This is a genomic window from Streptomyces filamentosus (genome assembly GCF_014654895.1).
In the GTDB taxonomy this organism is placed as follows: domain Bacteria; phylum Actinomycetota; class Actinomycetes; order Streptomycetales; family Streptomycetaceae; genus Streptomyces; species Streptomyces filamentosus.
Genome location: NZ_BNBE01000003.1, coordinates 487746 through 512391 on the forward strand (window position 1 = coordinate 487746; position 24646 = coordinate 512391).

Genomic DNA, 24646 nt, shown 5'->3' on the forward strand with positions numbered 1-24646 from the left:
GTTTGTGCGGTTCCGTGCCGGGTGCGCGCTTCGCGCATTGACCCTGTCCGGCCGCCCCCGTATGCTAAAGGTTGCGCTGCGGGCCTGCGCGCCTCAGACGGAGCAGGCCGCGCTCGCACCTGTTGCAGTCCCCTCGGTTTTCGAGGCGCCCCCATTCTTCGGAAGGCGCTTCATCAGCTGTCTGGCTTCTTCAGTGCGATACGGGCTCTCGGCGTAGCAGTACCTACGACTTTCTGTCCGTAACCGGAGCCCTTTCCCACATGACGAGCAGCACCGAGACCACCGCCACCAGCACCACCCCGCAGGTTGCGGTCAACGACATCGGTAACGAGGAAGCCTTCCTCGCCGCGATCGACGAGACGATCAAGTACTTCAACGACGGCGACATCGTCGACGGCGTCATCGTGAAGGTCGACCGGGACGAGGTCCTGCTCGACATCGGTTACAAGACCGAAGGTGTCATCCCGAGCCGCGAGCTCTCGATCAAGCACGACGTCGACCCCAACGAGGTCGTCAAGGTCGGCGACGAGATCGAGGCCCTTGTTCTCCAGAAGGAGGACAAGGAAGGCCGCCTGATCCTCTCGAAGAAGCGCGCCCAGTACGAGCGTGCCTGGGGCACCATCGAGAAGATCAAGGAAGAGGACGGCATCGTCACCGGTACCGTCATCGAGGTCGTCAAGGGTGGTCTCATCCTCGACATCGGCCTCCGCGGCTTCCTCCCGGCCTCCCTGGTCGAGATGCGCCGTGTCCGCGACCTCCAGCCCTACGTGGGCAAGGAGCTCGAGGCGAAGATCATCGAGCTGGACAAGAACCGCAACAACGTGGTCCTGTCCCGCCGCGCCTGGCTGGAGCAGACCCAGTCCGAGGTCCGCCAGACCTTCCTCACGACCCTCCAGAAGGGTCAGGTCCGCTCCGGCGTCGTGTCCTCGATCGTCAACTTCGGTGCCTTCGTGGACCTGGGCGGCGTCGACGGTCTCGTCCACGTCTCCGAGCTGTCCTGGAAGCACATCGACCACCCGTCCGAGGTCGTCGAGGTCGGCCAGGAGGTCACCGTCGAGGTTCTCGACGTGGACATGGACCGCGAGCGTGTCTCCCTGTCGCTGAAGGCGACGCAGGAGGACCCGTGGCAGCAGTTCGCCCGCACGCACCAGATCGGCCAGGTCGTTCCCGGCAAGGTCACCAAGCTGGTTCCGTTCGGTGCGTTCGTCCGCGTGGACGAGGGCATCGAGGGTCTGGTCCACATCTCCGAGCTGGCCGAGCGCCACGTGGAGATCCCGGAGCAGGTCGTCCAGGTCAACGACGAGATCTTCGTCAAGGTCATCGACATCGACCTCGAGCGTCGCCGGATCTCGCTGTCCCTGAAGCAGGCCAACGAGTCCTTCGGTGCCGACCCGGCGTCGGTCGAGTTCGACCCGACCCTGTACGGCATGGCCGCGTCCTACGACGACCAGGGCAACTACATCTACCCCGAGGGCTTCGACCCCGAGACCAACGACTGGCTCGAGGGCTACGAGACCCAGCGCGAGGCGTGGGAGGCCCAGTACGCCGAGGCGCAGGCTCGCTTCGAGCAGCACCAGGCGCAGGTCATCAAGTCCCGCGAGGCCGACGAGGCCGCCGCTGCCGAGGGCGCTGCCGCCCCGGCCGCCGGCAACGCCGGTGCGGGCATCTCGGGTGGCTCCTACTCCTCGGAGTCGGACGACACCGCCGGCGCCCTGGCGTCGGACGAGGCCCTCGCCGCCCTCCGCGAGAAGCTCGCCGGCGGCCAGAGCTGAACAGGCTCACCGCTGAGCGGCGCTAGTCGCTAGCAGCAACACCGGGGCCCGCTCCCTCCCGGGGGAGCGGGCCCCGGTCGCGTTTCCCGGCCCCTCCCGGATTTCGCCCCGCCTCCGCCCCCGCCCCCGCCCCGGACCCCGCGCCCCGGCCACCGCCGGACCCGTCCCCGGGGAATGACCTTGCCTCTCCGGGCGTTCTTCCTGGAGACGCGAGGAGGAGCGGTAACCGTGCTTGATCCCCAGGATTTGTACGAATGGGACCCGAAGGGCCTGGCCGTGGTCGACCTGGCCCTGGCGCAGGAGTCGGCCGGGCTGGTCATGCTGTACCACTTCGACGGCTACATCGACGCCGGGGAGACCGGCGAGCAGATCGTCGACAGGGTCCTCGACACCCTCCCGAACCAGGTGGTCGCCCGCTTCGACCACGACCGGCTGGTCGACTACCGCGCCCGCCGCCCCCTGCTGACCTTCCGGCGCGACCGGTGGACCGGGTACGAGACCCCGGCCATCGAGGTCCGCCTCGTCCAGGACGCCACCGGCGCCCCCTTCCTCGTCCTCTCCGGCCCCGAGCCGGACGTCGAGTGGGAGCGCTTCGCCGCCGCCGTCGGCCAGATCGTCGAACGGCTCGGCGTACGGCTCGCGGTCAACTTCCACGGCATCCCCATGGGCGTGCCTCACACCCGGCCCGTCGGCCTCACCCCGCACGGCAACCGCACCGACCTCATGCCCGGCCACCGCAGCCCCTTCGACGAGGCCCAGGTCCCCGGCAGCGCCGAGTCCCTCGTCGAGTTCCGCCTCACCGAGGCCGGCTTCGACACCCTCGGCGTCGCCGCCCACGTGCCGCACTACGTCGCCCGCTCCCCGTACCCGGACGCGGCGCTCACCGCGCTGGAGGCCGTCACCGCCGCCACCGGGCTCGTCCTGCCGGGCGTCGCCCACGCGCTGCGCACCGAGGCCCGCCGCACCCAGACCGAGATCGACCGCCAGATCGGCGAGGGCGACGAGGAGCTGGTCAGCCTGGTCCAGGGCCTTGAGCACCAGTACGACGCCATGGCCGGCGCGGAGAGCCGCGGCAGCCTGGTCGCCGAGCCCGTCGACCTGCCCTCGGCCGACGAGCTGGGCCGCGAGTTCGAGCGCTTCCTCGCCGAGCGGGAGGGCGACGTCTAGGACCCGGGGGACAGGGCCTAAGCTGCCGCCCATGCTGAAGGTGGGCCTGACCGGCGGTATCGGCGCCGGCAAGAGTGAGGTGTCGCGGCTGCTCGTCTCTTACGGGGCCGTGCTGATCGACGCGGACCGGATCGCCCGCGAGGTCGTCGAGCCCGGCACGCCGGGACTGGCGGCGGTCGTGGCCGCCTTCGGCGACGGGGTCCTGACCGGGGACGGCACCCTGGACCGGCCGAAGCTCGGCTCCGTCGTCTTCGCCGACCCGGAGCGGCTGGCCGTGCTCAACGCGATCGTGCATCCCCTCGTCGGGGCCCGGTCGGCCGAGCTGGAGAGCGCGGCGGGCCCCGGGGACGTGGTGGTCCACGACGTCCCCCTGCTCACCGAGAACGGCCTCGCCCCCCTCTACGACCTCGTGGTCGTCGTGGACGCCTCGCCCGCCACCCAGCTCGACCGGCTGGTACGGCTCCGGGGCATGGCCGAGCAGGAGGCGAAGGCCCGGATGGCGGCCCAGGCCACGCGCGCGGCCCGGCTGGAGATCGCGGACCTCGTGATCGACAACGACGGCCCGCTGGAGGCACTGGAACCGCAGGTGCGGAAGGTGTGGGAAGAACTGGAGCGCAGGGCGGCCGAAGCCGTCTAGACGCGGAGGCGACGGGTCCGGTGTCCGGACCCCGGAACATGGGAAGGATGCAGTGCATGGCCGAGAGAAACCCGGAGACGCATGTCATCGACTTCCGTGCCGCCGAGCAGCTGCTGGCCGCCCGGGACCCGCGCGGTGCGGTGAAGCTGCTGGACTCCGTCATCGCCGAGCACCCGGAGAACACGGCGGCCCGCCTGCTCAGGGCCCGTGCCTTCTTCGCCGCCGCCCAGCTGCGGCCCGCGCAGCTGGAGTTCGAGCTGGTCCTGGAGCGCGAGCCGGACAACGCCTTCGCCCACTTCGCCCTCGCCCGCACGCTCCAGCGCTCCGGACAGGACGTCCGCGCCACCCGGCACTTCCGGCTGGCCGCCGCGCTCGACCCGCGGCCCGAGTACGTCGAGGCCGCGGGCTTCGACACCAGGGACTGACCGCCGGCCCGGACGGAAGCCGGCGGGCCGGGGCTCAGCGCCTCCGGCCGCCGCGGTCCGGCTCGTACGGGGGCACGTCCCGGCCCGGCTGCCAGTGCGGGCCCTGTCGCAGACGGCGCAGGACCAGCGTCATGTCGACGGCGACCACCAGGAACAGCACCCCGCAGGCCGCCGCCCAGCCCGGCCGGTCCACCAGCACGAAGACCACCGTGCCGAAGACCGCCCACGCCATCCCCCAGGCACTCAGCCAGAATCGCAGCCGCAGCGCGCTGCGCGCGGTGGCCGGCTCGCTACCGGTACGCATGACGGCGCCTTCTCCCGTCGGATCCCTGTGGGCACTTCCAGCATGTACCCGCCCGGAGGCGAAGGGAACGGCGGCGGAGACGCCGGGCCGGTGGACGGCCGGATCGGCGGAAGGCGCCGGGCCGGTGGACGGCCGGATCAGTGGACGATCGTGTAGCTGTGCCAGGCCAGGGTGCCCGGCGCGATCGAGTCGGCGCTGTTGGTCGGGAGGTAGATCGGATCCTCGCCCCGGCAGTGCGGGGTCCGGTAGAGGACCAGGTCCACCAGCGTGCCGTTCTCGACCCGCCTCGCACCGAAGGGGAGCCGGTGGCAGCCCTTCACCGGCGGGCTCATCACCCGCACCACCTTCTCCCCGCGCGTCTCGTAGGTGACGGGACCGACGGCGGTGCGGCCGAGGCCCGAGCAGCCCGCGACCGTGAGCGTGAGCAGCACGGCCCCGGTGGCGGTCGTGAGACGCCGGCGAACGGACATGGCGGATCCCCTTCGATCGGACGAGCGAGGCGGTCGGCGGCAGCCCCGGCGCGAAAAGCCCTGGTCGAGGCCACCCTGCCGCCCCCGTGGACCGCTGTCATCCGGGGTTGGGCCGGTCGGGGGAGGCACGGTGGCGGTCGTTGTCAGACCCGGCCCGTAAGGTCGGGGAGACCGACGCGGAAACTCCGCGCGGGGCCGGGCGGACCCGGGGGGAAGGAGGACGGCACCGTGACGGAGAGCTGGGCGGCCCGCGCCGCCGTCTTCCTGCCGGCCGCGCTGCCCCGCGACGGCCGGATCGCCCTCTGGGCCCCGGACGGCGCGGCGCTGCCCGCCCCCGAGGGCCTCGCCGGGGCCGAGACCACCCGCATCACCGTCGCCCGCCGGCACGGCACGGGCGCCCGCGGCCGGGAGGTCCCCGCCGTCACCCTGCCCGTCGCCACCGCCCTGCCGCTGCTCGTCGCCGCCCGGCACAGCGCCCTCGCCCACCCCGCCACCGTCTGCTGGGGCGCCGCCGCCCTGCACGCCCTGCACCTCGTCGCCCGGGGCCGGCTGCTGCCCGGCCTCACCGCCGACGACCTGGACGCCTGGCGGGCCGGTCCGCTCGACGCCGAGGACATCGCCCATCTGCGGGCCGTCGCCGCCGCCATGCCGTACGAGGCGCACGCCGTGCCCGTCGCGGGACCGGGCCCGCTCGGGCTGCCCGACCCGGAGGCCCTGGTGCGGGCCTTCCTGGACGCGGTCGCCGACACCCTGCCCCGTACCCCCGCCGCCGTCCACGCGGTCGGCGCGCCCTTCGCCGCCACCGCGCCGCAGCACCTCCCCGGAGCCCGGGCCTGGGCCGCCGAGGCCGCCGCCGGCATGGACGCCGGGGTCCGGATCTCGCTCCGGCTCGACCTGGACGCCGCCGGGCTCTTCGACACCGCGGAGGAGGCCGGAGGGGGGACGGAGCGGCAGGCCGCCGCGGCGATCCTCCAGGTCCACAGCCTCGCCGACCCCACCCTCGTCGTCGACGCCGCCGCCCTGTGGGCGGGGGAGGGCGAGCACCTCGGCTCCCGGGCCCGGATCGACACCCTCCTCGCCCTGCGCCGCGCCGCCCGGATCTGGCCCCCGCTCGGCCGGCTCCTGGAGCGGGACACGCCCGACGTCCTCGCCGTCACCGAGGCCGAGCTGTACGAACTCCTCGGCCCCGCCGCGGCCCGGCTCGCCGAGGCCGGGGTCGCCCTGCACTGGCCCCGGGACCTGGCCCGCGCGCTCAGTGCCTCCGCCGTCGTCCGCCCCGCCCGCTCCGCGCCCGGCTCCGCCACCGACGGCACCAGCTTCTTCGACAGCGCCGAACTCCTCCGCTTCGACTGGCAGATCGCCCTCGACGGCGACCCCCTCACCCCCGGTGAGATGGACCTCCTCGCCGAGGCCCACCGGCCCGTCGTCCGGCTCCGCGACCGCTGGGTCGTCGTCGATCCCGACCTCGTCCGCAAGGCCCGCAAGCGCGAACTGGGCCTGCTCGAACCGGTCGACGCCCTCGCCGCCGCCCTCACCGGCAGCGCCGAGGTCGACGGCGAGACCGTCCCCGCCGTCCCGGTCGGCGCGCTCGCCGACCTCCGCGACCGGCTCCTCGCCGGGCCCGAGCCCGCCGCGCCGCCGCCCGGCCTCACCGCCACCCTGCGCGACTACCAGCTCCGCGGCCTCGCCTGGCTCGACCTGATGACCTCCCTCGGCCTCGGCGGCTGCCTCGCCGACGACATGGGCCTGGGCAAGACGGTCACCCTCATCGCGCTCCACCTGCGCCGCGCCCGCCGGGCCCCCACCCTCGTCGTCTGCCCGGCCTCCCTCCTCGGCAACTGGCAGCGGGAGGTCGAGAGGTTCGCCCCCGGCGTGCCCGTCCGCCGCTTCCACGGCCCCGCGAGCGACCTCGGCGGCACCGACGGCGGGATCGTCCTCACCACCTACGGCACCCTGCGCACCCGCGCCGCCCGGCTCGCCGAGCACGAATGGGGCATGATCGTCGCCGACGAGGCCCAGCACGTGAAGAACCCGTTCTCCGCGACGGCCAAGGCGCTGCGCGCCGTCCCCGCCCCCGCCCGGGTCGCCCTCACCGGCACGCCCGTGGAGAACAACCTCTCCGAGCTGTGGGCCGTCCTCGACTGGACCACGCCCGGACTCCTCGGCCCGCTCAAGGCGTTCCGCTCCCGCCACGCCCGAGCGGCGGAGAACCACGAGGAGCTGGAGAACGAGGAGGCGGTGGAGCGGCTCGCCCGGCTCGTCCGCCCCTTCCTGCTGCGCCGCCGCAAGTCCGACCCCGGCATCGTGCCCGAACTGCCGCCCAAGACCGAGACCGACCACCCGGTCCCCCTCACCCGCGAACAGGCGTCGCTCTACGAGGCGGTGGTCCGCGAGACCCTCGGCCGGATCGAGGAGGCCCGGGGGATGGCCCGGCGCGGCCTGGTGATGAAGCTGCTGACCTCGCTCAAGCAGATCTGCAACCACCCCGCCCAGTACCTCAAGGAGGACGCCCCGGGCGGCGGCGCCGTCCGCCTCGCCGGCCGCTCCGGCAAGCTGGCCCTCCTCGACGAACTGCTCGACACCATCCTCGCCGAGGACGGCTCCGTGCTGGTCTTCACCCAGTACGTGACGATGGCCCGGCTCCTCGCCGGCCACCTCGCCGCCCGCGGGATCGACAGCCAACTCCTGCACGGGGGCACGCCCGTGGCGGAGCGGGAGCACATGGTCGACCGCTTCCAGTCCGGCGAGGTCCCCGTCTTCCTGCTCTCCCTCAAGGCCGCCGGCACCGGCCTCAACCTCACCCGCGCCGGCCACGTCGTCCACTACGACCGCTGGTGGAACCCGGCGGTCGAGGACCAGGCCACCGACCGCGCCTACCGGATCGGGCAGACCCAGCCCGTCCAGGTCCACCGGCTCGTCACCGAGGGCACCGTCGAGGACCGCATCGCCGAACTGCTCCGCGCCAAGAAGGCCCTGGCCGACGCCGTCCTGGGCTCCGGCGAGGCGGCCTTCACCGAACTCACCGACCGCGAACTGGCCGACCTGGTCTCCCTGAGGAGGGCCTCGTGAACCGCCCCGGAGCCCGGGCCGCGCGCGGTGCCGCCCCCCGCCACGACGACCGCCGCCGCACCTTCCCCGCCGTCCCGCCCCGCGAGGCCGCCGACGGCCGCTTCGCCGCCACCTGGTGGGGCAACGCCTGGGTGGGCGCCCTGGAGCGCACCGCCCTCGACCAGGCCCGCCTGGCCCGCGGCCGGACCTACGCGGAGCGCGGCCGCGTCGACGCGATCACCGTCACCCCCGGCCGGGTCGTGGCCTATGTGCACGGCAGCCGGATCCGCCCCTACCGCACCGAGATCCGGATGCGGATCCTCGGCGACGAGGGCTGGGAGCTCTTCCTCGACGAGGCCACCGCCCGCCCCGCGCACATGGCCGCCCTCCTCGACAAGGAGGTCCCGCACGCCCTGGAGGCGGTCGAGGGCCTGCTGCCCGCCCCCGGCGACCTGCTGCCCGACTGCTCCTGCCCCGACGACGGCTTCCCCTGCAAGCACGCCGCCGCCCTCTGCTACCAGGCGGCCCGCCTCCTCGACGAGGACCCCTTCGCCCTCTTCCTGATGCGCGGCCGCGGCGAGGGCGAACTCCTCGCCGAGCTCTCCCGGCGCAACGCCGTCCGGTCCGCCGCCGAGGCCGGTCCCGCCGCGCCCGTCCTCCCCTCCGTCCCCGCCCGCGACGTGCTCGCCGCCACCCGCCGGCTTCCGCCGCCGCCCCCGCCGCTGCCGCTCCCGGACCGGCCCGGCCGCCCCGCGGTCTTCCCGCCCGACCCGTACGCCCCCGACCCCCTCGCGCTCGACCTCCTCGCCGGGGAGGCCGCCGCCCGCGCCCACGCCTTCCTCGCCACCGGGCAGGACCCGCTCGCCGCCCTCGGCCCCTGGCAGGACGCGGTCCGGCTCGCCGCCGCCCACCCCGGCTCCGGGCTCACCGCCTCCACCCGCGCCCTCTACCGGGACCTGGCCCGCGCGCTCGACCGCACCCCCACCGACCTCGCCCGCGCCGTCGCCGCCTGGCGGCAGGGCGGGCCGGAGGGCCTGGCGGTCCTGGAGGAGCCCTGGGACCCGCCCGCCGGCCCGTTCGACCGGGCGAGACCCGCCCTGCTCGCCGCCGGTCACGCGGGGTTCCGGCCCTGGCGCAACCGCCTCTCCCTGTCCTCGCTCCAGCTCCGGTTCGGCCGGGACGGCCTGTGGTACGCGTACGAATCGGACAGCGGCCGCGAGGACTGGTGGCCGCGCGGCGTTCCCGCCGCCGACCCGGTCGAAGCCCTCGTCCGGCGGCCCGGCGGCTGAGGCGCCCCGGCGACCTCCACTCGAACGGGCACCTCCCTCGAAGGAGTGAAACCCCGGGTTCGCCGGATCCGGCAAACGGGTTCGTCGCGTTTATTCCGGTACGGGCACTTGCCCGTGCAACTCCGGAAGGCAGGAAGCCATGAGGCAGATGCGCCGAAGTGGTCTGGCCACACTGTTGGTCACAGGTGGTGCGCTCGCGCTGTCGGCGGGCGCCGCCCACGCGGACTCGGGTGCCGAGGGCACCGCGGTCGGCTCGCCGGGAGTCGGCTCCGGCAACACCCTCCAGCTGCCGGTCCACGTACCGGTCAACCTCTGCGGGAACACGGTCAACGTCGTCGGGCTGCTCAACCCGGCCATGGGGAACTCGTGCGCCAACACCTCGGCCCCGGCCGGGGAGCCCCGGGACTCCGGCCCCGGCCGCACCCACAAGGACGAGGCCGTGACCCCGCGCGGCGGCGAGCAGACCGACACCCGCGGCGGCTCCTCCGACGGCGGGGCGGCCAACGGCGGCGGCGCCACCGCGGAGAGCCACACCGGGGGCTCCCCGGGCGTGCTGTCCGGGAACGGCCTCCAGCTCCCGATCGACCTGCCGGTCAACGTCGTCGGCAACTCGGTCAACGTCGTGGGCGTCGGCAACCCGGCCATCGGCAACACCGGGGTCAACGGCCCGAGCACCCCCGAGGAGCCGCAGGTCGAGATCCCGACCCCGCGTCCGCAGACCCCGGTGCGCAACCTGCCGCCGAAGCCGGTCGCGGAGCAGGAGAAGCCCGCCGCTCCGGCGCCCGTCCCGGCGCCCGCCCCCGCGCCGCAGGGCGAGGCCGTCGGCCCCGTGCTCGCCTCCACCGGCAGCGAGAGCGTCGGCTACGCCGCCGCGGGCAGCGCCGCGCTCCTCCTCGGCGGTGCGCTGATGTACCGCCGCCGCCGCACGGCCGACCAGGTCTGATCCCGGCCTGCCACGCCGGAGCCGGTCCCGCTGACGTCCGAGCCGTCAGCGGTCCGTCCGGCCCGGCGTCCCCTCCGCGCCCGTCGCGCCGGGCGCGTTCCCGTGCGCGGCGGGCGGCACGCGCCAGGAGCGCAGCACCGTCTCGATGACGGGGGAGACCCGGGTCCGGGCCTGGTGGCGGGGCACCCCGCGCATCAGCAGGGAGTCGTACGGCGTGTCCACGTGACGGATCGAGGCGCGGACCGCGGCGGTCACGGCCCCCCGGTCGAGGGCGCGCCCGGCGGCCGTCCGGCCCACCCGGCCGCTGCCCTTCGCCGAGGCGTGGGCGGCGATCTCGGCCGCCCGCTCCGGCGGCATCGCGGGGAACAGCCGAAGGATCTCCGCCCGCAGGGTCTCCGTGATCGCGGCGTCCCGCACCGCGCGCCGCTCCGCGTCCCGGGCCCGCCGCCGGGCCCGGGCCTCCGCGTCGGCGAGGCAGGCCGTCTCGGCCAGGGCGAGGGCCGCCTCCTCGACGAGCAGCCCCTGCCGTTCGTACCGGGTACGGCGCCGGTTGTGGCGCACCACCACCGCCCACAGGGCGCTGTGCTCCCGGGCGCGCCGGGTGAGCGCGGTGTCGCCGCGGCGCAGGAAGACCAGGTGGCCGAGGTCGGCGCAGTCCAGGCAGACCGGACGGCCGTACTCGACGATCATCCGCTCCAGCGGGCCCTGCCGGCACTCCGAGCAGCGGCGGCGGCGCAGCGGCTCGACGACGACGGGAGCGACGAGGTCCACGGCCGCCGTCCTCAGCGCAGTCCGGGCGCGGCGGCGGCGATGAACCGGGCGAGGGCTTCCTTCGCCTGGTCGGAGCGGCGGGCGCGGTCCGCGGTGCCCACCGCCTCGTGCATGCAGTGGGTCTCCTCGAAGGCGGCCTCGGCCAGTCGCCGGAGCTCCGGGTCGTCGCAGACCAACTGGACGCGGAAGAGTGCCTGGCGGGCGGTGGTCCGCTGCCGGTAGGAGGCGTGCCGGGACTCCTCGGCCTCCTCGGAGCCGGGCTCCTCGACGGCCCGGAACCAGCGGTCGTTCTGGCTGTGGCGGTAGTCCACGACGGCGCCTGCGAAGGCGCTGTAGGTGGTGATCCGCTCCTGCCGGAGCAGTTCACCGCGGTTGAGCGCGGCCGTGCGCAGGGTCGCCCGGCCCTGGAACCAGTGGGTGGCGATCACGCCGAGGAGCGTGCCCGCCACCGCTATCAGTGCGACGTCCATGACCGGTGTGCCTCCCCCTGCCGATCCGATCGTCCGAAGATCCTCCGGACCGTCAGATCATGACATTCCAGGGGCGGTCGCGTCACCGCCGTCCCGGGCGGCGAGGGCCGCCGCCAGCCGGTCCCGGGCCGCCGTCTGCGCCGCGATCCGCGCGTCGATCACCGCGAGCCGTTCGCGGGCGATCTCCAGGCCCCGGCCGGAGGGGCGCACCGACGGCAGGTCCCCGTCGAGGCAGGAGCGGAAGGCCGCCACGTCCTCCAGGGTGAGCCCGGCGTCGAGCAGGTAGCGGATGTTGGCGACGCGGACCACCGCGCCCTCCTCGTACAGCCGGTAGCCGTTGGCGGCGCGGACCGGGGCGATGAGGCCCGCCTGCTCGTAGTGGCGCAGGGACCGCGCCGACACGCCCGCCCTGCGGGCCAGTTCACCGATGCGCACCCCGCAGTCGTATCACGTGACGAGCGCGCCCCCGTCGACCGGGAGCACGGTCCCGGTGAGGAAGGCGGCCTCGGGCGCGGCGAGCGCGGTGACCGCCCAGGCTACCTCCTCGGGGCGGCCGACCCGCCCGAGCGGGGTGTGCGCGAGCTGCCAGGCCCGCACCGCCCGCCGCTGCTCCGGCGTCAGGCCCGTGTGCTCGCCGATCGGCGTCTCGATCGCGCCGGGGGCGACGGCGACCACCCGCACGCCGTCGGCCGCGAGTTCGATCGCCCAGCAGCGGGTGAGGGTCTCCAGGGCGCTCTTGGTCGCCGGATAGACCGAGTTGCCCGGCCAGCCGCGCAGGCCGACCGTCGTCGTCACGTTCACGACCACGCCACCGGAGGAGCGCAGCGCGGGCACGGCGGCCTGGGTGAGCAGCACGGGGGCGACCAGGTTGGTCTCCAGGAGGGGAGCGATCCGGGCCCGGTCGAGGGTGCCGAGCGGTCCGCCGCCGGCGACCCCGGCGTTGTTGACCAGGACGTCGAGGCGGCCGTGCGCGGCGAGCACGGACCGGACGAGTTCCTCGGGCACGCCCTCGGCGGTGAGGTCGGCGGGGTGCGGGCGGATCAGTCCGGGGGCCTCCGCGGCCGTCTCCCACAGGGGTTCCGGCCGGCGGCCCACGGCGACGACGGTCGCGCCCTGCCGGGCGAAGGCACGTGCGGTGGCCCGGCCGATGCCGGTGCCCGCGCCCGTGACGAGGACGACCCTGGAGGGGCGGGCGCCGGTGGTGGCCCCCACGGACGCGGTGTCCGTCGCGGCGTTCGTCGCGGTCTTCGTCACGCTCTTCGTCGTGGTGCCCATCCCGGTCTCCCTCTCGGTCTCCATGAATCCGATGGTGGAACCCTGACGCCGGTGACAAGGTCAAGCCCATGACGCACGACCCCCGTTTCCCGTCTCCTCCCGCGCTGTGGGCCGCCCTGCCGTGGGAGGCGCGGAAGCGGGTGGACTCCCACGTGGTGCGGCGGGCCCGGCTCGCGGCGGCCCGGGAGGTCCTGGCCGCCGGGCTGGTCCCGCGCCCGGCGCTGGACGCGTGCCTCCACCTCGTCCACGTACGGGAGGAGATCCTGGCCGACCGGCTGGCGCCGCACCCGCCCCGCGACGCGGCCGCGCTCACGGAACGGGCCGCGGCGCTCGGCCGGCCGGTCCGCGCCCTGGAGCTGGCCTGGGACTGGGACAGCTGGGGGACGCTCCTGGTGCTGGACGCCCTGGACGGGGCGGGGGAGCGGACGGGGCTCGCCTCGTGGCAGGGCGTCGAGCGGGCCGGGCCGCTCGCGGCGGACGTGGCACGGCGGCTCGGGGTGGAGCTGCGCGGGCCGGGGGAGGAGGGTCCGGACCGGCCGTGACCGGTGGGCGCAGGGCAGAATGGGCGGGATGCGATACGAGGCGATCACCTGGGGCCGGATGGCCGGGCGGCTGGCGAGGCACGTGGACCGGCTCGTGCCCGGCGACGGCGGCGAGCGGCTGAAGGTGGCCGTCGACGGCGCGCCCGCGGCCGGCGGCGAACTGGTCGGGCTGCTCGCCGAGCAGCTGCGGGACCGCGGCCGCCCCGTGCACGTCGTCGACACCGGGGACTTCCTGCGGCCCGCGTCGCTGCGGTACGAGTACGGCAAGGAGGACCCGGACGCGTACTACGGCGGCTGGACCGACCACGGGGCCCTGTGGCGGGAGGTCTTCACCCCGCTGGAGCCCGGCGGCAGCGGGCGGGTCCTGCCCGACCTGTGGGACCCGGTCAGGGACCGGGCGACCCGCAGCCCGTACGTGACGCTGCCGCCCGGCGGGGTGCTGCTGCTCCACGGGCCGTTCCTCCTCGGGCACTGGTTCCCCTTCGACCTGACCGTCCACCTCCGCCTCTCGCCCGCCGCCCTGGCACGGCGCACCGCACTGCCCTGGACACTGCCCGCCTTCGCCCGGTACGAGACGGAGGTCGACCCGGCGGGCACCGCCGACGTCGTCGTCCGGGCCGACGACCCGCGGCACCCCGCCTGGACCGGGCTCGGCGACCTCGGCTCAGACTGACGGCGGCCGGCCGCCCACCACGGTCACCGCCTCGGCGCCCGCCGCGCACCCGGCCTCCGCCGCCCGGACCGGATCCGCGCCCGCCAGCCGCGCGGCGAGGAACGCCCCGGTGAAGGCGTCGCCCGCCCCCGTCGAGTCCACCCGCCGCTCCGGCTCCACGGGCGGCGCCGCCACCCGGGCCGTGACCCTTCCGGCCTCGGCGACCAGGGCACCGGCCGCGCCCAGCGTCACCACGGCCAGCGGCACGCGCCGGCTCAGCTCCCGGGCCGCCGCCTCCGGGTCCGCCGCGCCGGTGAGCAGCCGGGCCTCGTCGGCGTTGGGCAGCAGCAGGGAGACGCCCTCGACGGCCGCGAGGAACCGCTCGGTGCCCAGCTCCGCCAGGAAACCGGCCGAGGCCGGGTCCACGCTCACCGGGACGCCGGCGGCGCGGGCGGCCCGCAGGGCGAGCCGGGCCGCCGTCCGGCTCGGCTCGGCGAAGAACAGATAGCCGGAGAGGTGGAGCGCCGCCACGCCGTCGAGGAGCCCGGCCGACCAGTCGTCGGGGCAGAGCCGCAGCACGGCCCCGCCGTCCGTCAGGAAGGTCCGCTCCGCCTCGGCGTCCACCAGGGCGATCACGGTGGCCGTGGGCGCCTCCGGGTCCGTCACCAGCAGCGGGCGGACGCCCGCCCGGACCAGCGCCCGCTCGTGCCAGCCGGCCGCGTCGGTGCCGACCCGGCCGAGCAGCCGCACGTCCCGGTGGCCCGAACGGACCGCCCAGCAGGCCGCGTTGGCCCCCGCGCCGCCCGGCAGGGTGCGGATCGAGGCCGCCGTGTCCGTCGCGGCCGCCAGCGGGGCACGGTGCCGGGCCACCACGTCCGTGACCACGTCCCCGACGATCAGCAGCGCGCCGCCCGCACCGGGTGCCGGACCGGCCGTCACCGCTCGCCCGCGGCGTACGCCCCCGCGATCTCCGCCGCGAGCCGGACGTTGCCCCGGACCGCCGCGAGGTTGGCCTCCAGGGACGCGCCGTCCGTGTGCGTCGTCAGGTACTCCAGGAGGAAGGGCGTCACCGCCTGGCCCGTGATCCCCTTCTCCCGCAGCTCGGCGAGGCCCCGCGCGAGCACCCGGTCGTGCAGCGCAGGGTCCAGCTGCTCCGCCTCCGGCACCGGATTGGCCACGACCAGCGCCGACCAGGGGCGGCCCAGCGCCTCCCGGGCCCGTATGACGGCGGCGACCTCCGCCGGGCTGCGCAGCGTCCAGTCGACCGGCTCCCCGGAGGAGGAGAGGTAGAAGCCGGGGAAGGTCGCCGTGCCGTACCCGGCGACCGTCACGCCGAGGGTCTCCAGGCGCTGGAGCGTCGCCGGGACGTCGAGGATCGACTTCACTCCCGCGCACACCACGGTGATGCCCACCTCGGCGAGCAGCCGCAGGTCGGCGGACTCGTCCTGGGTCTCGCGCCACTCGCGGTGCACCCCGCCGAGGCCTCCGGTGGCGAAGACGCGGATGCCCGCCGCGTCGGCGAGCCGGGCCGTCGCCGACACCGTGGTCGCCCCGCTCGCGCCGGTGGCGAGGGCGGGCGCCAGGTCGCGGTGGCCGAGCTTGCGCACCGACGGGTCCTCGGCGATCCGGGCCAGCCCCGCCGGGTCGAGGCCGACGCGCGCCACCCCGTCGAGGACGGCGACGGTCGCGGGCACGGCGCCCAGGGACCGTACCGACTCCTCCAGCTCCACGGCCACGGCCAGGTTCCGCGGGCGCGGCAGGCCGTGGGCGATGATCGTCGATTCGAGGGCGACGACGGGCCGGCCCTCGCGGAGCGCCTCCCGTACCTCTTCGGACACCAGTGTGGTCGTGGTCATGGTCCATTCCTGGCGCGGCCACTCGTCCCGCAAACACCTCTGGCGAGCTCCTGCCACCCCCCTTTCGCACGGGGGTGCGAGGGGGTACGGATTCGGTTCCGCGGGACCCGGCGCGGCGGGGCCGATCCGCCCGGCGCCCGCGAGACTCCCGGGCAAGGGCCCGGTGCAGAATCCGTCGCCCCGGCGCGGGTGAGGAACGTGCCTGGTCAGAGCGGTGAACGGAGGGATTCGTTCCGCCGGTCCCGGTGCCGCGTGCCGCCCCGGGGCCCGGCTACAGTCACCGCCCATGACGACACACGACCTCCCCTCCTTCGCCGTCCACATCCCCGACGCCGAGCTCGAAGCCGACCCGCTCGACCCCGGCCAGATCGTGTCCGGCACCCCCGAGGTGTCCGGCAAGGTGCTGTGGGAGTCCGCCGACGGCAAGCAGCTGCGCGGCATCTGGCAGATCACCCCCGGCGTCGTCACCGACACCGAGGCGAACGAACTCTTCGTCGTCGTCAGTGGCCGGGCCACCGTCGCCGTCGAGGGCGGCGCCACGATGGAGGTCGGGCCCGGGGACGCCTGCGTCCTGCGCGAGGGCGACCGGACCACCTGGACCGTCCACGAGACCCTGCGCAAGGCGTACCACATCACGCTGCCCTGAGCCCTGAGCCCTGAGCCCGGACCCGCCCGCGCCCCGGCTCCGGGCCGGGCGCGGTCAGGCCCTGCGGAGCGCGCCCCGCAGGGCCAGGGCCGCCATCGGCAGCAGCAGACAGGCGGCGATCGCGTTGAGCGGGCCGTAGCCCGCCTGGGAGACGATCACCCCGGCCACCAGGCCACCGACGCCCGCCGCCGTGTTCATCACCGTGTCCGACAGGCCCTGGACGGCCGCCCGCGCCGCCTGCGGAACCGAGTCCGTCAGCAGCGCCGAACCCGACACCAGACCGGCCGACCAGCCGAGCCCCAGCACGAACAGCCCGGCCGCGACCCGGGTGTGGCTCGCCCCGGCCGTGCCCGCGAGCAGCGCGGCGAAGCCCAGCAGCCCGACCGCGAGACCGATCACCGCGAGCCGGCCGAGCCGGTCCGACAGCCATCCCATGACGGGCGAGAACGCGTACATGCCCGCGATGTGCACGCTGATCACGAGCCCGATCAGCTCGATCCCGGCCCCGTGGTGGGTGAGGGCGACCGGAGTCATCGACATGATCGACACCATCACCGTCTGCGAGGCCGCCACCGTCACCAGGGCGATCCTGGCCCGCGGCGACTCGCGGACCGCGCGCAGCCCGGCCCGCAGGGACCGGTCCTCCGGCCGGTCCGCCGTCCCGTCCCCCTCCGCGGCGGCCAGCGCCCGCGCGGTCAGCAGCGGGTCGGGCCGCAGCAGCAGCGCCACCACCAGCGCCGACACCACGAACACCACCGCCGCCCACAGGAACGGACCCGCCGCCACGGGTATGCCGAGGCCCGAGACGCTCCGCCCGGCCGGCGCCGCGATGTTCGGGCCGAGGACGGCGCCGATCGTGGTCGCCCAGACCACCGTCGAGATGGCCCGCGCCCTGCGGTCGGGCTCCGCCAGGTCGGCGGCGGCGAACCGGGCCGCCAGATTGGCCGAGGAACCCGCGCCGAAGCCCACCAGGCCCACCAGCATCACCGGGAAGCTGCCGAGGACCGCGCCGAGCACCGCGATCCCGGCGCCGAGCGCGCCCAGCAGATAGGCCAGCACCAGGCCGGCCCGCCGCCCCCGCCGCGCCATCAGCGCCGCCAGCGGCATCGCGAGCAGCGCGGGCCCGGCGACCGTCGCCGTCGAGGCGAGCCCCGCCAGCGCGTCCGTGCCGCTCACCTCGGTGGCGAGGACGGCGGCGAGGGCGACGCCGGTGGCGATCCCGAGACCGCCGAGGATCTGGGTGGCGACGAGCACGGCCTGGACCCGGCGGCGCAGCTCGGGCAGAGCGGCGGCGGAGACCGGGGCGGCGGTCCCTCCGGGCACGGTGGTGTCAGGGGCGTCGGGCGTTTTGGTCACTACCGGAGTGTGCCAGCCCCCGCGCCCGATGGGAACGCCCGGAACGCGAAACCGCAGGTCGGCAGGGCATAGGGGCAGAGACCGAGCCCCATGCCCTCACAAGGCGGGGACCGAACTCCATGCCCTCACCCCAGGGCGGGGACCGAGTGGCGCACCCTCCAGGGCAGTGGCCGAGTGGCGCACCCCCCCCAGGGCAGGGACCGAGTGGCGCACCTTCCCAAGGCAGGGACCGAGTAATGCACCCCCCGCAGGGCGGAGATCGCCCCTCGGAGCCGCGCCCGGCCCGCCCCCGGAGCCGTCAGAACAGCGGTTCCGGCAGGACGCCTTCGAGCTCCAGGAGTCTTCGCTTCGTCTCCAGACCGCCGCCGAACCCGCCGAGGCCGCCGTCGCTCTCCACCACCCGGTGGCACGGCACCACCACGGGCAGCGGATTGGCGCCCATCGCCGCGCCCACCGCCTGCGCCGCCCCCGGCTGTCCGACGCGCCGCGCCAGCTCCCCGTACCCGACCACCGCCCCGTACGGCACCCCGGCGGCCAGCTCGCGGAGCACCTGGCGGTTGAAGCCGGTCGTCAGCGACCAGTCCAGCGGCAGGTCGAACGCGCGCAGCGCGCCCGCGAAGTACCGGTCCAGCTGCCGCAGCGGCTCCGCCAGCAGACCCGTGGAGCGCTCGACGGCCGTGGCGCCCAGCTGCTCGGCGAGCCGCTCCGGCATCCACTCCCGGCGCTCCCCGCGCGCGTGGAACCCGACCCGCACGAGACCCCGCCCGGTGGCCGCCACGAAGAGCGGGCCGATGCCGCTCTCCACGACCGTCCACTCGGCGGTCACGCCCCGCGGTCCGTCCTCGATGTCCATGCCCTCACCGTACGGCCCGGCGCCGACAGCCCGGCCCGGACGGCCGGTTCCGGTCACCTCCCGGCGGACCCCGGGCGACGCGCACCGGCCAAAGCGCTCGTTCGGCGGCGATCCGGCGGTACGACCCCGTCCGGAGGTCACGGAGCGGTCTCGCTCCGGTCTCGCGACCGGAAAATCCCCGGTCAGGTGCCCCCCGGGCCCTCGACGCGCCATAATCTCGCCCCGGTAGTACTACCCAGCGGTACCGACTGTTTTCGGACGTCCATGCGCCAGGGGTGGGAGGCACACGCTCATGCAGGGCACGGTCGACGGATTCAGCTACGGGATCGTCACGCCGGTGGCGGCCTTCCTCATGGCCTGTCTCGGCGGCGCCCTGGGGCTGAGATGCACGACCCGCTCGCTGCGCCACCGGGACTCCTTCAAGGCCGGCTGGCTCGCCCTCGGCTCCACCTCCATCGGCACCGGCATCTGGACGATGCACTTCATCGCCATGATGGGCTTCACGGTCGAGCAGGCGCCCGTCGACTACGACCGGCCGATCACCTTCGCCAGCCTCGCCGTCGCCGTCGTCATGGTCGGCATCGGCATCTTCATCGTCGGCTACCGGGGCGCGACCGCGCTCACGCTCGTCACCGGCGGCACCATCACCGGCCTCGGCGTCGCCACCATGCACTACCTCGGCATGGCCGGGATGCGGCTGCCGGGCCGGATCGAGTACGACACCCTGACCGTCGCGCTCTCCGTGGTCATCGCGGTCGTCGCCGCCACCACCGCCCTCTGGGCCGCCGTCTCCGTCCACGGCTTCCTCGCCAGCCTCGGGGCCAGCCTCGTCATGGGCGTCGCCGTCAGCGGCATGCACTACACCGCCATGGCGGCCGTCAGCGTCCATCTGCACGGCGCCCGGCCCGCCACGGGCGCGGGGACCACCGCGAGCTCGCTGCTCCTGCCCATGCTGGTGGGGCCCGCCGTCTTCCTCATCCTGGCGGCCGTCGTCGTCATGTTCGACCCGCTGCTCGTCATGGGCGACCCCGACTGGCAGCGGACCCCGGCCCGCTCCCCGTACCGCCCCGGCGTCCCCGCGCCCCGGCACGTCCCCAGCTACGGCGAGCCCGCGAACTGGACCGCCCGCCCCGCGGGACGCGGCTCCCGGCGGGCCGTCCCGCGCGGCGGCCACCGCTCCCAGGACTGGTGACCCGGCCGCCGCACGGCGATCACCCCCCCGACTGTCGGTGCCGGGTCGTACGGTGGTGGCATGCGGCCCGTTTCCAAGATCGAACGTTCGGTGGCGCCCTTCGAGGTCGTCTCCCCCTTCCAGCCGAGCGGCGACCAGCCGGCGGCCATCGCCGAGCTGGACCGGCGCATCCGCGCCGGCGAGAAGGACGTCGTCCTCCTCGGCGCCACCGGCACCGGCAAGTCGGCCACCACGGCCTGGATGATCGAGAAGCTCCAGCGCCCCACCCTGGTGATGGCGCCGAACAAGACCCTGGCCGCCCAGCTGGCGAACGAGTTCCGCGAGCTCCTGCCGAACAACGCGGTCGAGTACTTCGTCTCGTACTACGACTACTACCAGCCCGAGGCGTACGTCCCCCAGTCGGACACCTACATCGAGAAGGACTCCTCGATCAACGAGGAGGTCGAGCGGCTGCGCCACTCCGCGACCAACTCCCTGCTCACCCGCCGGGACGTCGTCGTGGTCGCCTCCGTCTCCTGCATCTACGGCCTCGGCACCCCGCAGGAGTACGTGGACCGCATGGTCCCGCTCAAGGTCGGCGACGAGATCGACCGCGACCAGCTGCTGCGCCGCTTCGTCGACATCCAGTACACGCGCAACGACCTCGCCTTCACCCGGGGCACCTTCCGCGTCCGCGGCGACACCATCGAGATCTTCCCGGTGTACGAGGAGCTCGCCGTCCGCATCGAGATGTTCGGCGACGAGATCGAGGCCCTCTCCACCCTCCACCCGCTCACCGGCGAGATCATCACCGAGGACCAGCAGCTCTACGTCTTCCCCGCCACCCACTACGTCGCCGGCCCCGAGCGCATGGAGCGGGCCGTCAACGACATCGAGCGCGAGCTCGACCAGCGGCTGAAGGAGCTGGAGAAGCAGGGGAAGATGCTGGAGGCCCAGCGGCTCCGCATGCGCACCACCTACGACATCGAGATGATGCGCCAGATCGGCTCCTGCTCCGGCATCGAGAACTACTCGATGCACTTCGACGGCCGCGAGCCCGGCTCCCCGCCGAACACCCTCCTCGACTACTTCCCCGAGGACCTCCTCCTCGTCATCGACGAGTCGCACGTCACCGTGCCGCAGATCGGCGCCATGTACGAGGGCGACGCCTCCCGCAAGCGGACCCTCGTCGACCACGGCTTCCGGCTCCCCTCCGCCCTCGACAACCGCCCGCTGAAGTGGGAGGAGTTCCAGGACCGGATCGGCCAGACCGTCTACCTCTCCGCCACCCCCGGCACCTACGAGCTGTCCCGCTCCGACGGCTTCGTCGAGCAGATCATCCGCCCCACCGGCCTCGTCGACCCCGAGGTCGTCGTCAAGCCCACCGAGGGCCAGATCGACGACCTGGTCCACGAGATCCGGCTGCGCACCGAGCGTGACGAGCGCGTCCTGGTCACCACCCTCACCAAGAAGATGGCCGAGGACCTCACGGACTACTTCCTGGAGCTCGGCATCCAGGTCCGCTACCTCCACAGCGACGTGGACACCCTGCGCCGCATCGAGCTGCTGCGCGAGCTGCGCGCCGGCGAGTACGACGTCCTCGTCGGCATCAACCTGCTCCGCGAGGGACTCGACCTGCCCGAGGTCTCCCTCGTCGCCATCCTCGACGCCGACAAGCAGGGCTTCCTGCGCTCCGGCACCTCCCTCATCCAGACCATCGGCCGCGCCGCGCGCAACGTCTCCGGCCAGGTCCACATGTACGCCGACACCATCACGCCCGCGATGGCGCAGGCCATCGACGAGACCAACCGGCGCCGCGAGAAGCAGGTCGCCTACAACAAGGAGCACGGGATCGACCCCCAGCCGCTCCGCAAGAAGATCAACGACATCGTCGCCACCATCGCGCGCGAGGAGGTCGACACCGAGCAGTTGCTCGGCACCGGCTACCGCCAGGCCAAGGAGGGCAAGGCGGCCAAGGCGCCGGTGCCCTCGCTGGCCCTGCACGCCCCGAAGGCCGGCAAGGCGGGCGCCAAGGGCGGCTCGACGCTGGAGCTGGGCGACCGGCCCGCCGCCGAACTGGCCGGGGTCATCGAGGAGATGACCGAGCGGATGCGCGCCGCCGCCGCCGAGCTGCAGTTCGAGGTGGCCGCCAGGCTGCGGGACGAGGTCGCCGAACTGAAGAAGGAGCTGCGCCAGATGAAGGAGGCGGGACTGGCGTGACCCGTGGCGGCCCGGTGTGTTGCAAGAGCGACACAAAACCGGGCCGCGCCCGGCACGTTGTCGGTGGCCCTGCGTAGGGTGCTGCCACAACGACGAGAGGGGCAAGCGCGTGACGGTCAACATGACCAAGGGCCAGGCCATCAGCCTGGAGAAGAAGGGCGGGGGCAGCCTCACCCAGGTGCGGATGGGCCTCGGCTGGCAGGCCGCGCCGCGCCGGGGGCTCTTCGGTTCGCGCACCCGCGAGATCGACCTGGACGCGTCCGCGGTGCTCTTCGCCGAGAAGCAGCCGGTGGACGTGGTCTTCTTCCGTCACCTGGTCAGCGACGACGGCTCCGTCCGCCACACCGGGGACAACCTCGTGGGCGGCGTGGGCCAGGGCGGCGACGACGAGGCCATCCTCGTCGACCTCCAGCGGGTGCCCGTCCACATCGACCAGATCGTCTTCACGGTGAACTCCTTCACCGGGCAGACCTTCCAGGAGGTGCAGAACGCCTTCTGCCGGCTCGTCGACGAGACGAACGGCCAGGAGCTCGCGCGCTACACCCTCGACGGAGGCGGCCAGTACACCGCGCAGATCATGGCGAAGGTGCACCGGGCCGGCGCGGGCTGGCAGATGACGGCCCTGGGCAGCGCGGCCAACGGCCGCACCTTCCAGGACCTGATGCCGGCGATCCTGCCGCACCTGTAGGCGGACCGCGGGACCGGCTCCCCGGCCCCGCCGCCGCGCCACCGCAGCTCCCGACGGGCACCGGCCCGTCGGGAGCTGCCCCGCATGACCGCATGGCCGCGTGGTCGTGCGGTCGCACGACTGCACGACCGCGCGGTCGCACGACCGTGTGACAGAGCCGAAGCGCCGAGGGGAAACAGAGTCCAGATGACGGCCGAGCTGGTCCGGGGGCAGAACCACCCCCTGCCCGACACCCGACTCGAACTCCGGGTGTCCGCCGGACACCCGGTCGTCGCCGGGGCCACCCTCGGCGACGAGCAGGGCCGGGTCGCCGGAGCCGAGTGGATCGCCCACCCGGGCGCCCCGGTACGGCCCGGGATCGAGGTGACCGGTGACGTCGCGGCCGAGCACCGCATCGCCGTGGACCTCGCGGCCCTCCCGGACACCGTCCACCGGCTCTCCCTGCTGCTCGCCCTGCCGCCCGGAGCGGGCGGCCCGGTCCGCTTCGGCACCGCCGCCGCCCCCTTCGTGTCCGTCACCGGCCCGGAGGGCGCCGCCGTCGCCACGTACACCATCACCGGCCTCGACCGGGAGTCCGCCGTCGTCGCCCTGGAGCTCTACCGCCGCCAGGGCGTCTGGAAGGTCCGCGCGGTCGGGCAGGGGTACGAGGGCGGGCTCGCCGACCTCCTCGCCGACCAGGGCGCCCCGGCCGCCGCCGACCTCGCCGCCGCCGTCCTGGACGCGGCAGGACCCGCCGTCCCCGCGCCCCCGGTGGCGCCTCCTCCCACGGCCCCCGAGACCGCCCCCGCCGGTGTCCCCGCGGACGCTTCCGCCGACGCCTCCGCGACGACCGCCATCAGCTACGCCCACCCGGGCCGCCGCCCCGCCCCGGGGCCCGCCGCGCCCGCGTCCGGGCCGGACACGGGCCCCGGAGCCGTACCGCCGCAGGCCGGACCGGCCGGGCAGGCCGAGGCGCGTCCGGCGCCCGTCGCCGGGGACGCCACCGGCTGGACCATGGACGAGCGGCTCTACAACCAGGTGTGGGGCATGTTCGAGGACCTGGCCCGGAGCGTCGCCGCCTACCGCAGCGCCCGCGACTTCGCCGACCACCGCCTCGACCGCGCGATCGACGAGGTCCTCGCCGACCCGGGCGCCCGGGTCGGCGGCGCGGGGGACGCCGCACGGGCCGCCGCCCGCGCCACCCACGACGAACTGATGGGCCGCGCCCAGGAGGCCCTCGACCGGGACCTCGCGCAGCTCACCGCGGAGTCCGAGGTCGTCGAACCGGCCCTGCCCGTCGCCTACGCCCGCTGGGACAACCCCGTCTGGCACGCCTACCGGACCCCGGAGGAGCCCCCGATGGCGGTCCGCCTCGGCGACCTCCACCTGCCCGAGCGGACCGGCCTCCGGATCCCCTTCCTCGTCCGCCTCCCGCTGGAGCGCGGCCTGTGGGTGGACTCGGGGCCCGGCCGGACCTCGGCGGCCGGCCTGCTCGACGAGGCCGAACTGCGCCGGCTCGCCCTGGACAGCGCCGTGGCGCACACCGCCCGGCTGCTCGCCGCCCACCCCGCGGGCGCCCTCACCGTCCACGTGCTCGACCCGGCCGACGGCGGGGCCGCCGCCTTCGCGCCGCTCGTCGAGACCGGTGTCCTGGCCGCCCCGCCGGCCCGGGGCGCGGCCGGGGTCGCCGCCACCCTCGCCCAGCTCACCGAGCGGGTGGACCTGCTCCAGATGGCGGTGCGCGGCGACGCCTCCGAGGACCTGCCGCCCGGCTTCGACCTGTCGCGCCAACTGCTCGTGGTCCACGACTTCCCGCACGGCTTCGACGACCGGGCCGTCACGCGGCTGCGCTACCTCGCCGACGAGGGCCCCTCCGTCGGCGTCCACCTGCTGATGGTCGCCGACCGGGCGGACGCCGCCGCGTACGGGCCGGTGCTCGACCCGCTGTGGCGCTCGCTGCTCCGGCTCACCCCGGTGCCCGACGACCACCTCGCCGACCCGTGGGTCGGGCACGCCTGGACGTACGAGCCGCCGACGGTCCCGCCGGGCAGCGCGGTGCTCTGGCAGGTGCTCGGACAGGTCGCGGAGGCCCGCCGGAGGAATCTCGACTGA

24 protein-coding genes are annotated in these 24646 nt (G+C 74.9%); 14 read left to right on the forward strand and 10 right to left on the reverse strand.

All coding sequences use genetic code 11. The features are described from left to right. Nucleotides 1-260 precede the first annotated feature (260 nt). The 4 genes from rpsA (at nt 261) to IE326_RS29635 (ending at nt 4001) form a co-directional block, all read left to right on the forward strand. Nucleotides 261-1772: a 30S ribosomal protein S1 gene (gene rpsA, locus IE326_RS29620; RefSeq protein ID WP_030745969.1), complete on the forward strand. Its 1512-nt coding sequence runs from the start codon at nt 261-263 to the stop codon at nt 1770-1772. A 228-nt stretch (nt 1773-2000) separates the two neighbouring features. Continuing rightward, nucleotides 2001-2939, forward strand: a complete 939-nt coding sequence (locus tag IE326_RS29625; protein ID WP_150227652.1) for a PAC2 family protein — start codon at nt 2001-2003, stop codon at nt 2937-2939. A 31-nt stretch (nt 2940-2970) separates the two neighbouring features. Further along, nucleotides 2971-3576: a dephospho-CoA kinase gene (coaE, locus tag IE326_RS29630; RefSeq protein ID WP_150227651.1), complete on the forward strand. Its 606-nt coding sequence runs from the start codon at nt 2971-2973 to the stop codon at nt 3574-3576. 56 nt (nt 3577-3632) lie between these two features. Beyond that, on the forward strand, nt 3633-4001 hold the full coding sequence (locus IE326_RS29635; protein WP_150227650.1) for a tetratricopeptide repeat protein: 369 nt from the start codon (nt 3633-3635) through the stop codon (nt 3999-4001). 34 nt (nt 4002-4035) lie between these two features. On the opposite strand, the gene IE326_RS29640 is transcribed toward IE326_RS29635, so the two are convergent. After that, nucleotides 4036-4305 carry a DUF6343 family protein gene (locus tag IE326_RS29640; RefSeq protein WP_190043795.1) on the reverse strand — a complete coding sequence of 90 codons (270 nt, stop codon included), beginning with the start codon at nt 4303-4305 and terminating at the stop codon, nt 4036-4038. A gap of 137 nt (nt 4306-4442) precedes the next feature. Further along, nucleotides 4443-4775 (reverse strand): hypothetical protein, encoded by a 333-nt coding sequence (locus tag IE326_RS29645; protein ID WP_150227648.1) that lies wholly within the window; start codon nt 4773-4775, stop codon nt 4443-4445. Nucleotides 4776-5003: 228 nt separating this feature from the next. Here IE326_RS29645 and IE326_RS29650 point away from each other — a divergent pair, with 228 nt between their 5' ends. The 3 genes from IE326_RS29650 (at nt 5004) to IE326_RS41750 (ending at nt 10055) form a co-directional block, all read left to right on the forward strand. Beyond that, the gene (locus tag IE326_RS29650; RefSeq protein ID WP_190043796.1) at nt 5004-7844 is read left to right on the forward strand and encodes an SCO1167/SCO6262 family helicase; all 2841 of its coding nucleotides are present in this window, start codon (nt 5004-5006) and stop codon (nt 7842-7844) included. Then, on the forward strand, nt 7841-9112 hold the full coding sequence (locus IE326_RS29655; protein WP_150227646.1) for an SWIM zinc finger family protein: 1272 nt from the start codon (nt 7841-7843) through the stop codon (nt 9110-9112). The genes IE326_RS29650 and IE326_RS29655 overlap by 4 nt, the downstream gene beginning before the upstream one ends. Nucleotides 9113-9251: 139 nt before the next feature. After that, on the forward strand, nt 9252-10055 hold the full coding sequence (locus IE326_RS41750) for a chaplin (protein WP_190043797.1): 804 nt from the start codon (nt 9252-9254) through the stop codon (nt 10053-10055). A 45-nt stretch (nt 10056-10100) separates the two neighbouring features. Here IE326_RS41750 and IE326_RS29665 read toward each other — a convergent pair whose 3' ends face one another. From IE326_RS29665 to IE326_RS29680, 4 genes are read right to left on the reverse strand one after another with little or no spacing between them, the layout of a single operon-like run. After that, complete coding sequence (locus IE326_RS29665; RefSeq protein ID WP_190043798.1) at nt 10101-10826, reverse strand: DUF2293 domain-containing protein; 726 nt, start codon at nt 10824-10826, stop codon at nt 10101-10103. Between the two features lie 11 nt (nt 10827-10837). Continuing rightward, complete coding sequence (kilB, locus tag IE326_RS29670; protein ID WP_190043799.1) at nt 10838-11296, reverse strand: plasmid transfer protein KilB; 459 nt, start codon at nt 11294-11296, stop codon at nt 10838-10840. A 57-nt stretch (nt 11297-11353) separates the two neighbouring features. Then, nucleotides 11354-11731, reverse strand: a complete 378-nt coding sequence (locus IE326_RS29675) for a MerR family transcriptional regulator (protein WP_150227642.1) — start codon at nt 11729-11731, stop codon at nt 11354-11356. A 12-nt stretch (nt 11732-11743) separates the two neighbouring features. Further along, complete coding sequence (locus IE326_RS29680) at nt 11744-12595, reverse strand: SDR family NAD(P)-dependent oxidoreductase (protein ID WP_229915734.1); 852 nt, start codon at nt 12593-12595, stop codon at nt 11744-11746. Between the two features lie 44 nt (nt 12596-12639). On the opposite strand from IE326_RS29680, the gene IE326_RS29685 reads away from it, so the two are divergent. Then, nucleotides 12640-13113, forward strand: a complete 474-nt coding sequence (locus tag IE326_RS29685) for a hypothetical protein (protein ID WP_190043800.1) — start codon at nt 12640-12642, stop codon at nt 13111-13113. Between the two features lie 28 nt (nt 13114-13141). Further along, entirely contained in the window at nt 13142-13786 is a 645-nt protein-coding gene (locus IE326_RS29690; RefSeq protein ID WP_150227640.1) for a nucleoside/nucleotide kinase family protein, read from the forward strand. On the opposite strand, the gene IE326_RS29695 is transcribed toward IE326_RS29690, so the two are convergent. Both IE326_RS29695 and IE326_RS29700 read right to left on the reverse strand, forming a co-directional pair. Then, entirely contained in the window at nt 13778-14704 is a 927-nt protein-coding gene (locus tag IE326_RS29695) for a carbohydrate kinase family protein (protein WP_150227639.1), read from the reverse strand. The two genes, IE326_RS29690 and IE326_RS29695, sit on opposite strands and share 9 nt — an antisense overlap. Next, entirely contained in the window at nt 14701-15621 is a 921-nt protein-coding gene (locus tag IE326_RS29700; RefSeq protein WP_190043801.1) for a pseudouridine-5'-phosphate glycosidase, read from the reverse strand. The genes IE326_RS29695 and IE326_RS29700 overlap by 4 nt, the downstream gene beginning before the upstream one ends. Nucleotides 15622-15907: 286 nt before the next feature. On the opposite strand from IE326_RS29700, the gene IE326_RS29705 reads away from it, so the two are divergent. Further along, the gene (locus IE326_RS29705; protein WP_030746024.1) at nt 15908-16267 is read left to right on the forward strand and encodes a cupin domain-containing protein; all 360 of its coding nucleotides are present in this window, start codon (nt 15908-15910) and stop codon (nt 16265-16267) included. Nucleotides 16268-16321: 54 nt separating this feature from the next. Here the strand turns inward: IE326_RS29705 and IE326_RS29710 are convergent, their stop codons facing one another. Together IE326_RS29710 and IE326_RS29715 are read right to left on the reverse strand one after the other, a co-directional pair. Then, on the reverse strand, nt 16322-17623 hold the full coding sequence (locus IE326_RS29710; protein ID WP_190043802.1) for an MFS transporter: 1302 nt from the start codon (nt 17621-17623) through the stop codon (nt 16322-16324). Nucleotides 17624-17921: 298 nt separating this feature from the next. After that, a complete protein-coding gene (locus IE326_RS29715; protein WP_150227636.1) occupies nt 17922-18476 on the reverse strand; it encodes a methylated-DNA--[protein]-cysteine S-methyltransferase in 555 nt (184 codons plus the stop codon). 292 nt (nt 18477-18768) lie between these two features. Between IE326_RS29715 and IE326_RS29720 the strand changes: the two genes are divergently transcribed. The 4 genes from IE326_RS29720 to IE326_RS29735 all read left to right on the forward strand — a co-directional run bounded on the left by IE326_RS29720 (nt 18769) and on the right by IE326_RS29735 (nt 24646). Beyond that, entirely contained in the window at nt 18769-19668 is a 900-nt protein-coding gene (locus IE326_RS29720; RefSeq protein WP_150227635.1) for an MHYT domain-containing protein, read from the forward strand. Nucleotides 19669-19728: 60 nt separating this feature from the next. Next, nucleotides 19729-21867 (forward strand): excinuclease ABC subunit UvrB, encoded by a 2139-nt coding sequence (uvrB, locus tag IE326_RS29725; protein WP_150227634.1) that lies wholly within the window; start codon nt 19729-19731, stop codon nt 21865-21867. Nucleotides 21868-21976: 109 nt separating this feature from the next. Continuing rightward, nucleotides 21977-22555, forward strand: a complete 579-nt coding sequence (locus IE326_RS29730; RefSeq protein WP_150227633.1) for a TerD family protein — start codon at nt 21977-21979, stop codon at nt 22553-22555. 186 nt (nt 22556-22741) lie between these two features. Beyond that, complete coding sequence (locus IE326_RS29735; RefSeq protein WP_190043803.1) at nt 22742-24646, forward strand: TerD family protein; 1905 nt, start codon at nt 22742-22744, stop codon at nt 24644-24646.

Bases quoted from the DNA above. Each gene is read 5' to 3' on its own strand.
- IE326_RS29700 (WP_190043801.1), bottom strand. From the start codon at position 15,621: ATGACCACGACCACACTGGTGTCCGAAGAGGTACGGGAGGCGCTCCGC.
- IE326_RS29640 (WP_190043795.1), bottom strand. From the start codon at position 4,305: ATGCGTACCGGTAGCGAGCCGGCCACCGCGCGCAGCGCGCTGCGGCTG.
- kilB (WP_190043799.1), bottom strand. From the start codon at position 11,296: ATGGACGTCGCACTGATAGCGGTGGCGGGCACGCTCCTCGGCGTGATC.
- coaE (WP_150227651.1), top strand. From the start codon at position 2,971: ATGCTGAAGGTGGGCCTGACCGGCGGTATCGGCGCCGGCAAGAGTGAG.
- IE326_RS29690 (WP_150227640.1), top strand. From the start codon at position 13,142: ATGCGATACGAGGCGATCACCTGGGGCCGGATGGCCGGGCGGCTGGCG.
- IE326_RS29735 (WP_190043803.1), top strand. From the start codon at position 22,742: ATGACGGCCGAGCTGGTCCGGGGGCAGAACCACCCCCTGCCCGACACC.
- IE326_RS29720 (WP_150227635.1), top strand. From the start codon at position 18,769: ATGCAGGGCACGGTCGACGGATTCAGCTACGGGATCGTCACGCCGGTG.
- uvrB (WP_150227634.1), top strand. From the start codon at position 19,729: ATGCGGCCCGTTTCCAAGATCGAACGTTCGGTGGCGCCCTTCGAGGTC.
- IE326_RS29645 (WP_150227648.1), bottom strand. From the start codon at position 4,775: ATGTCCGTTCGCCGGCGTCTCACGACCGCCACCGGGGCCGTGCTGCTC.
- IE326_RS29705 (WP_030746024.1), top strand. From the start codon at position 15,908: ATGACGACACACGACCTCCCCTCCTTCGCCGTCCACATCCCCGACGCC.
- IE326_RS29680 (WP_229915734.1), bottom strand. From the start codon at position 12,595: ATGGAGACCGAGAGGGAGACCGGGATGGGCACCACGACGAAGAGCGTG.
- IE326_RS41750 (WP_190043797.1), top strand. From the start codon at position 9,252: ATGAGGCAGATGCGCCGAAGTGGTCTGGCCACACTGTTGGTCACAGGT.
- IE326_RS29685 (WP_190043800.1), top strand. From the start codon at position 12,640: ATGACGCACGACCCCCGTTTCCCGTCTCCTCCCGCGCTGTGGGCCGCC.
- IE326_RS29715 (WP_150227636.1), bottom strand. From the start codon at position 18,476: ATGGACATCGAGGACGGACCGCGGGGCGTGACCGCCGAGTGGACGGTC.
- IE326_RS29635 (WP_150227650.1), top strand. From the start codon at position 3,633: ATGGCCGAGAGAAACCCGGAGACGCATGTCATCGACTTCCGTGCCGCC.
- rpsA (WP_030745969.1), top strand. From the start codon at position 261: ATGACGAGCAGCACCGAGACCACCGCCACCAGCACCACCCCGCAGGTT.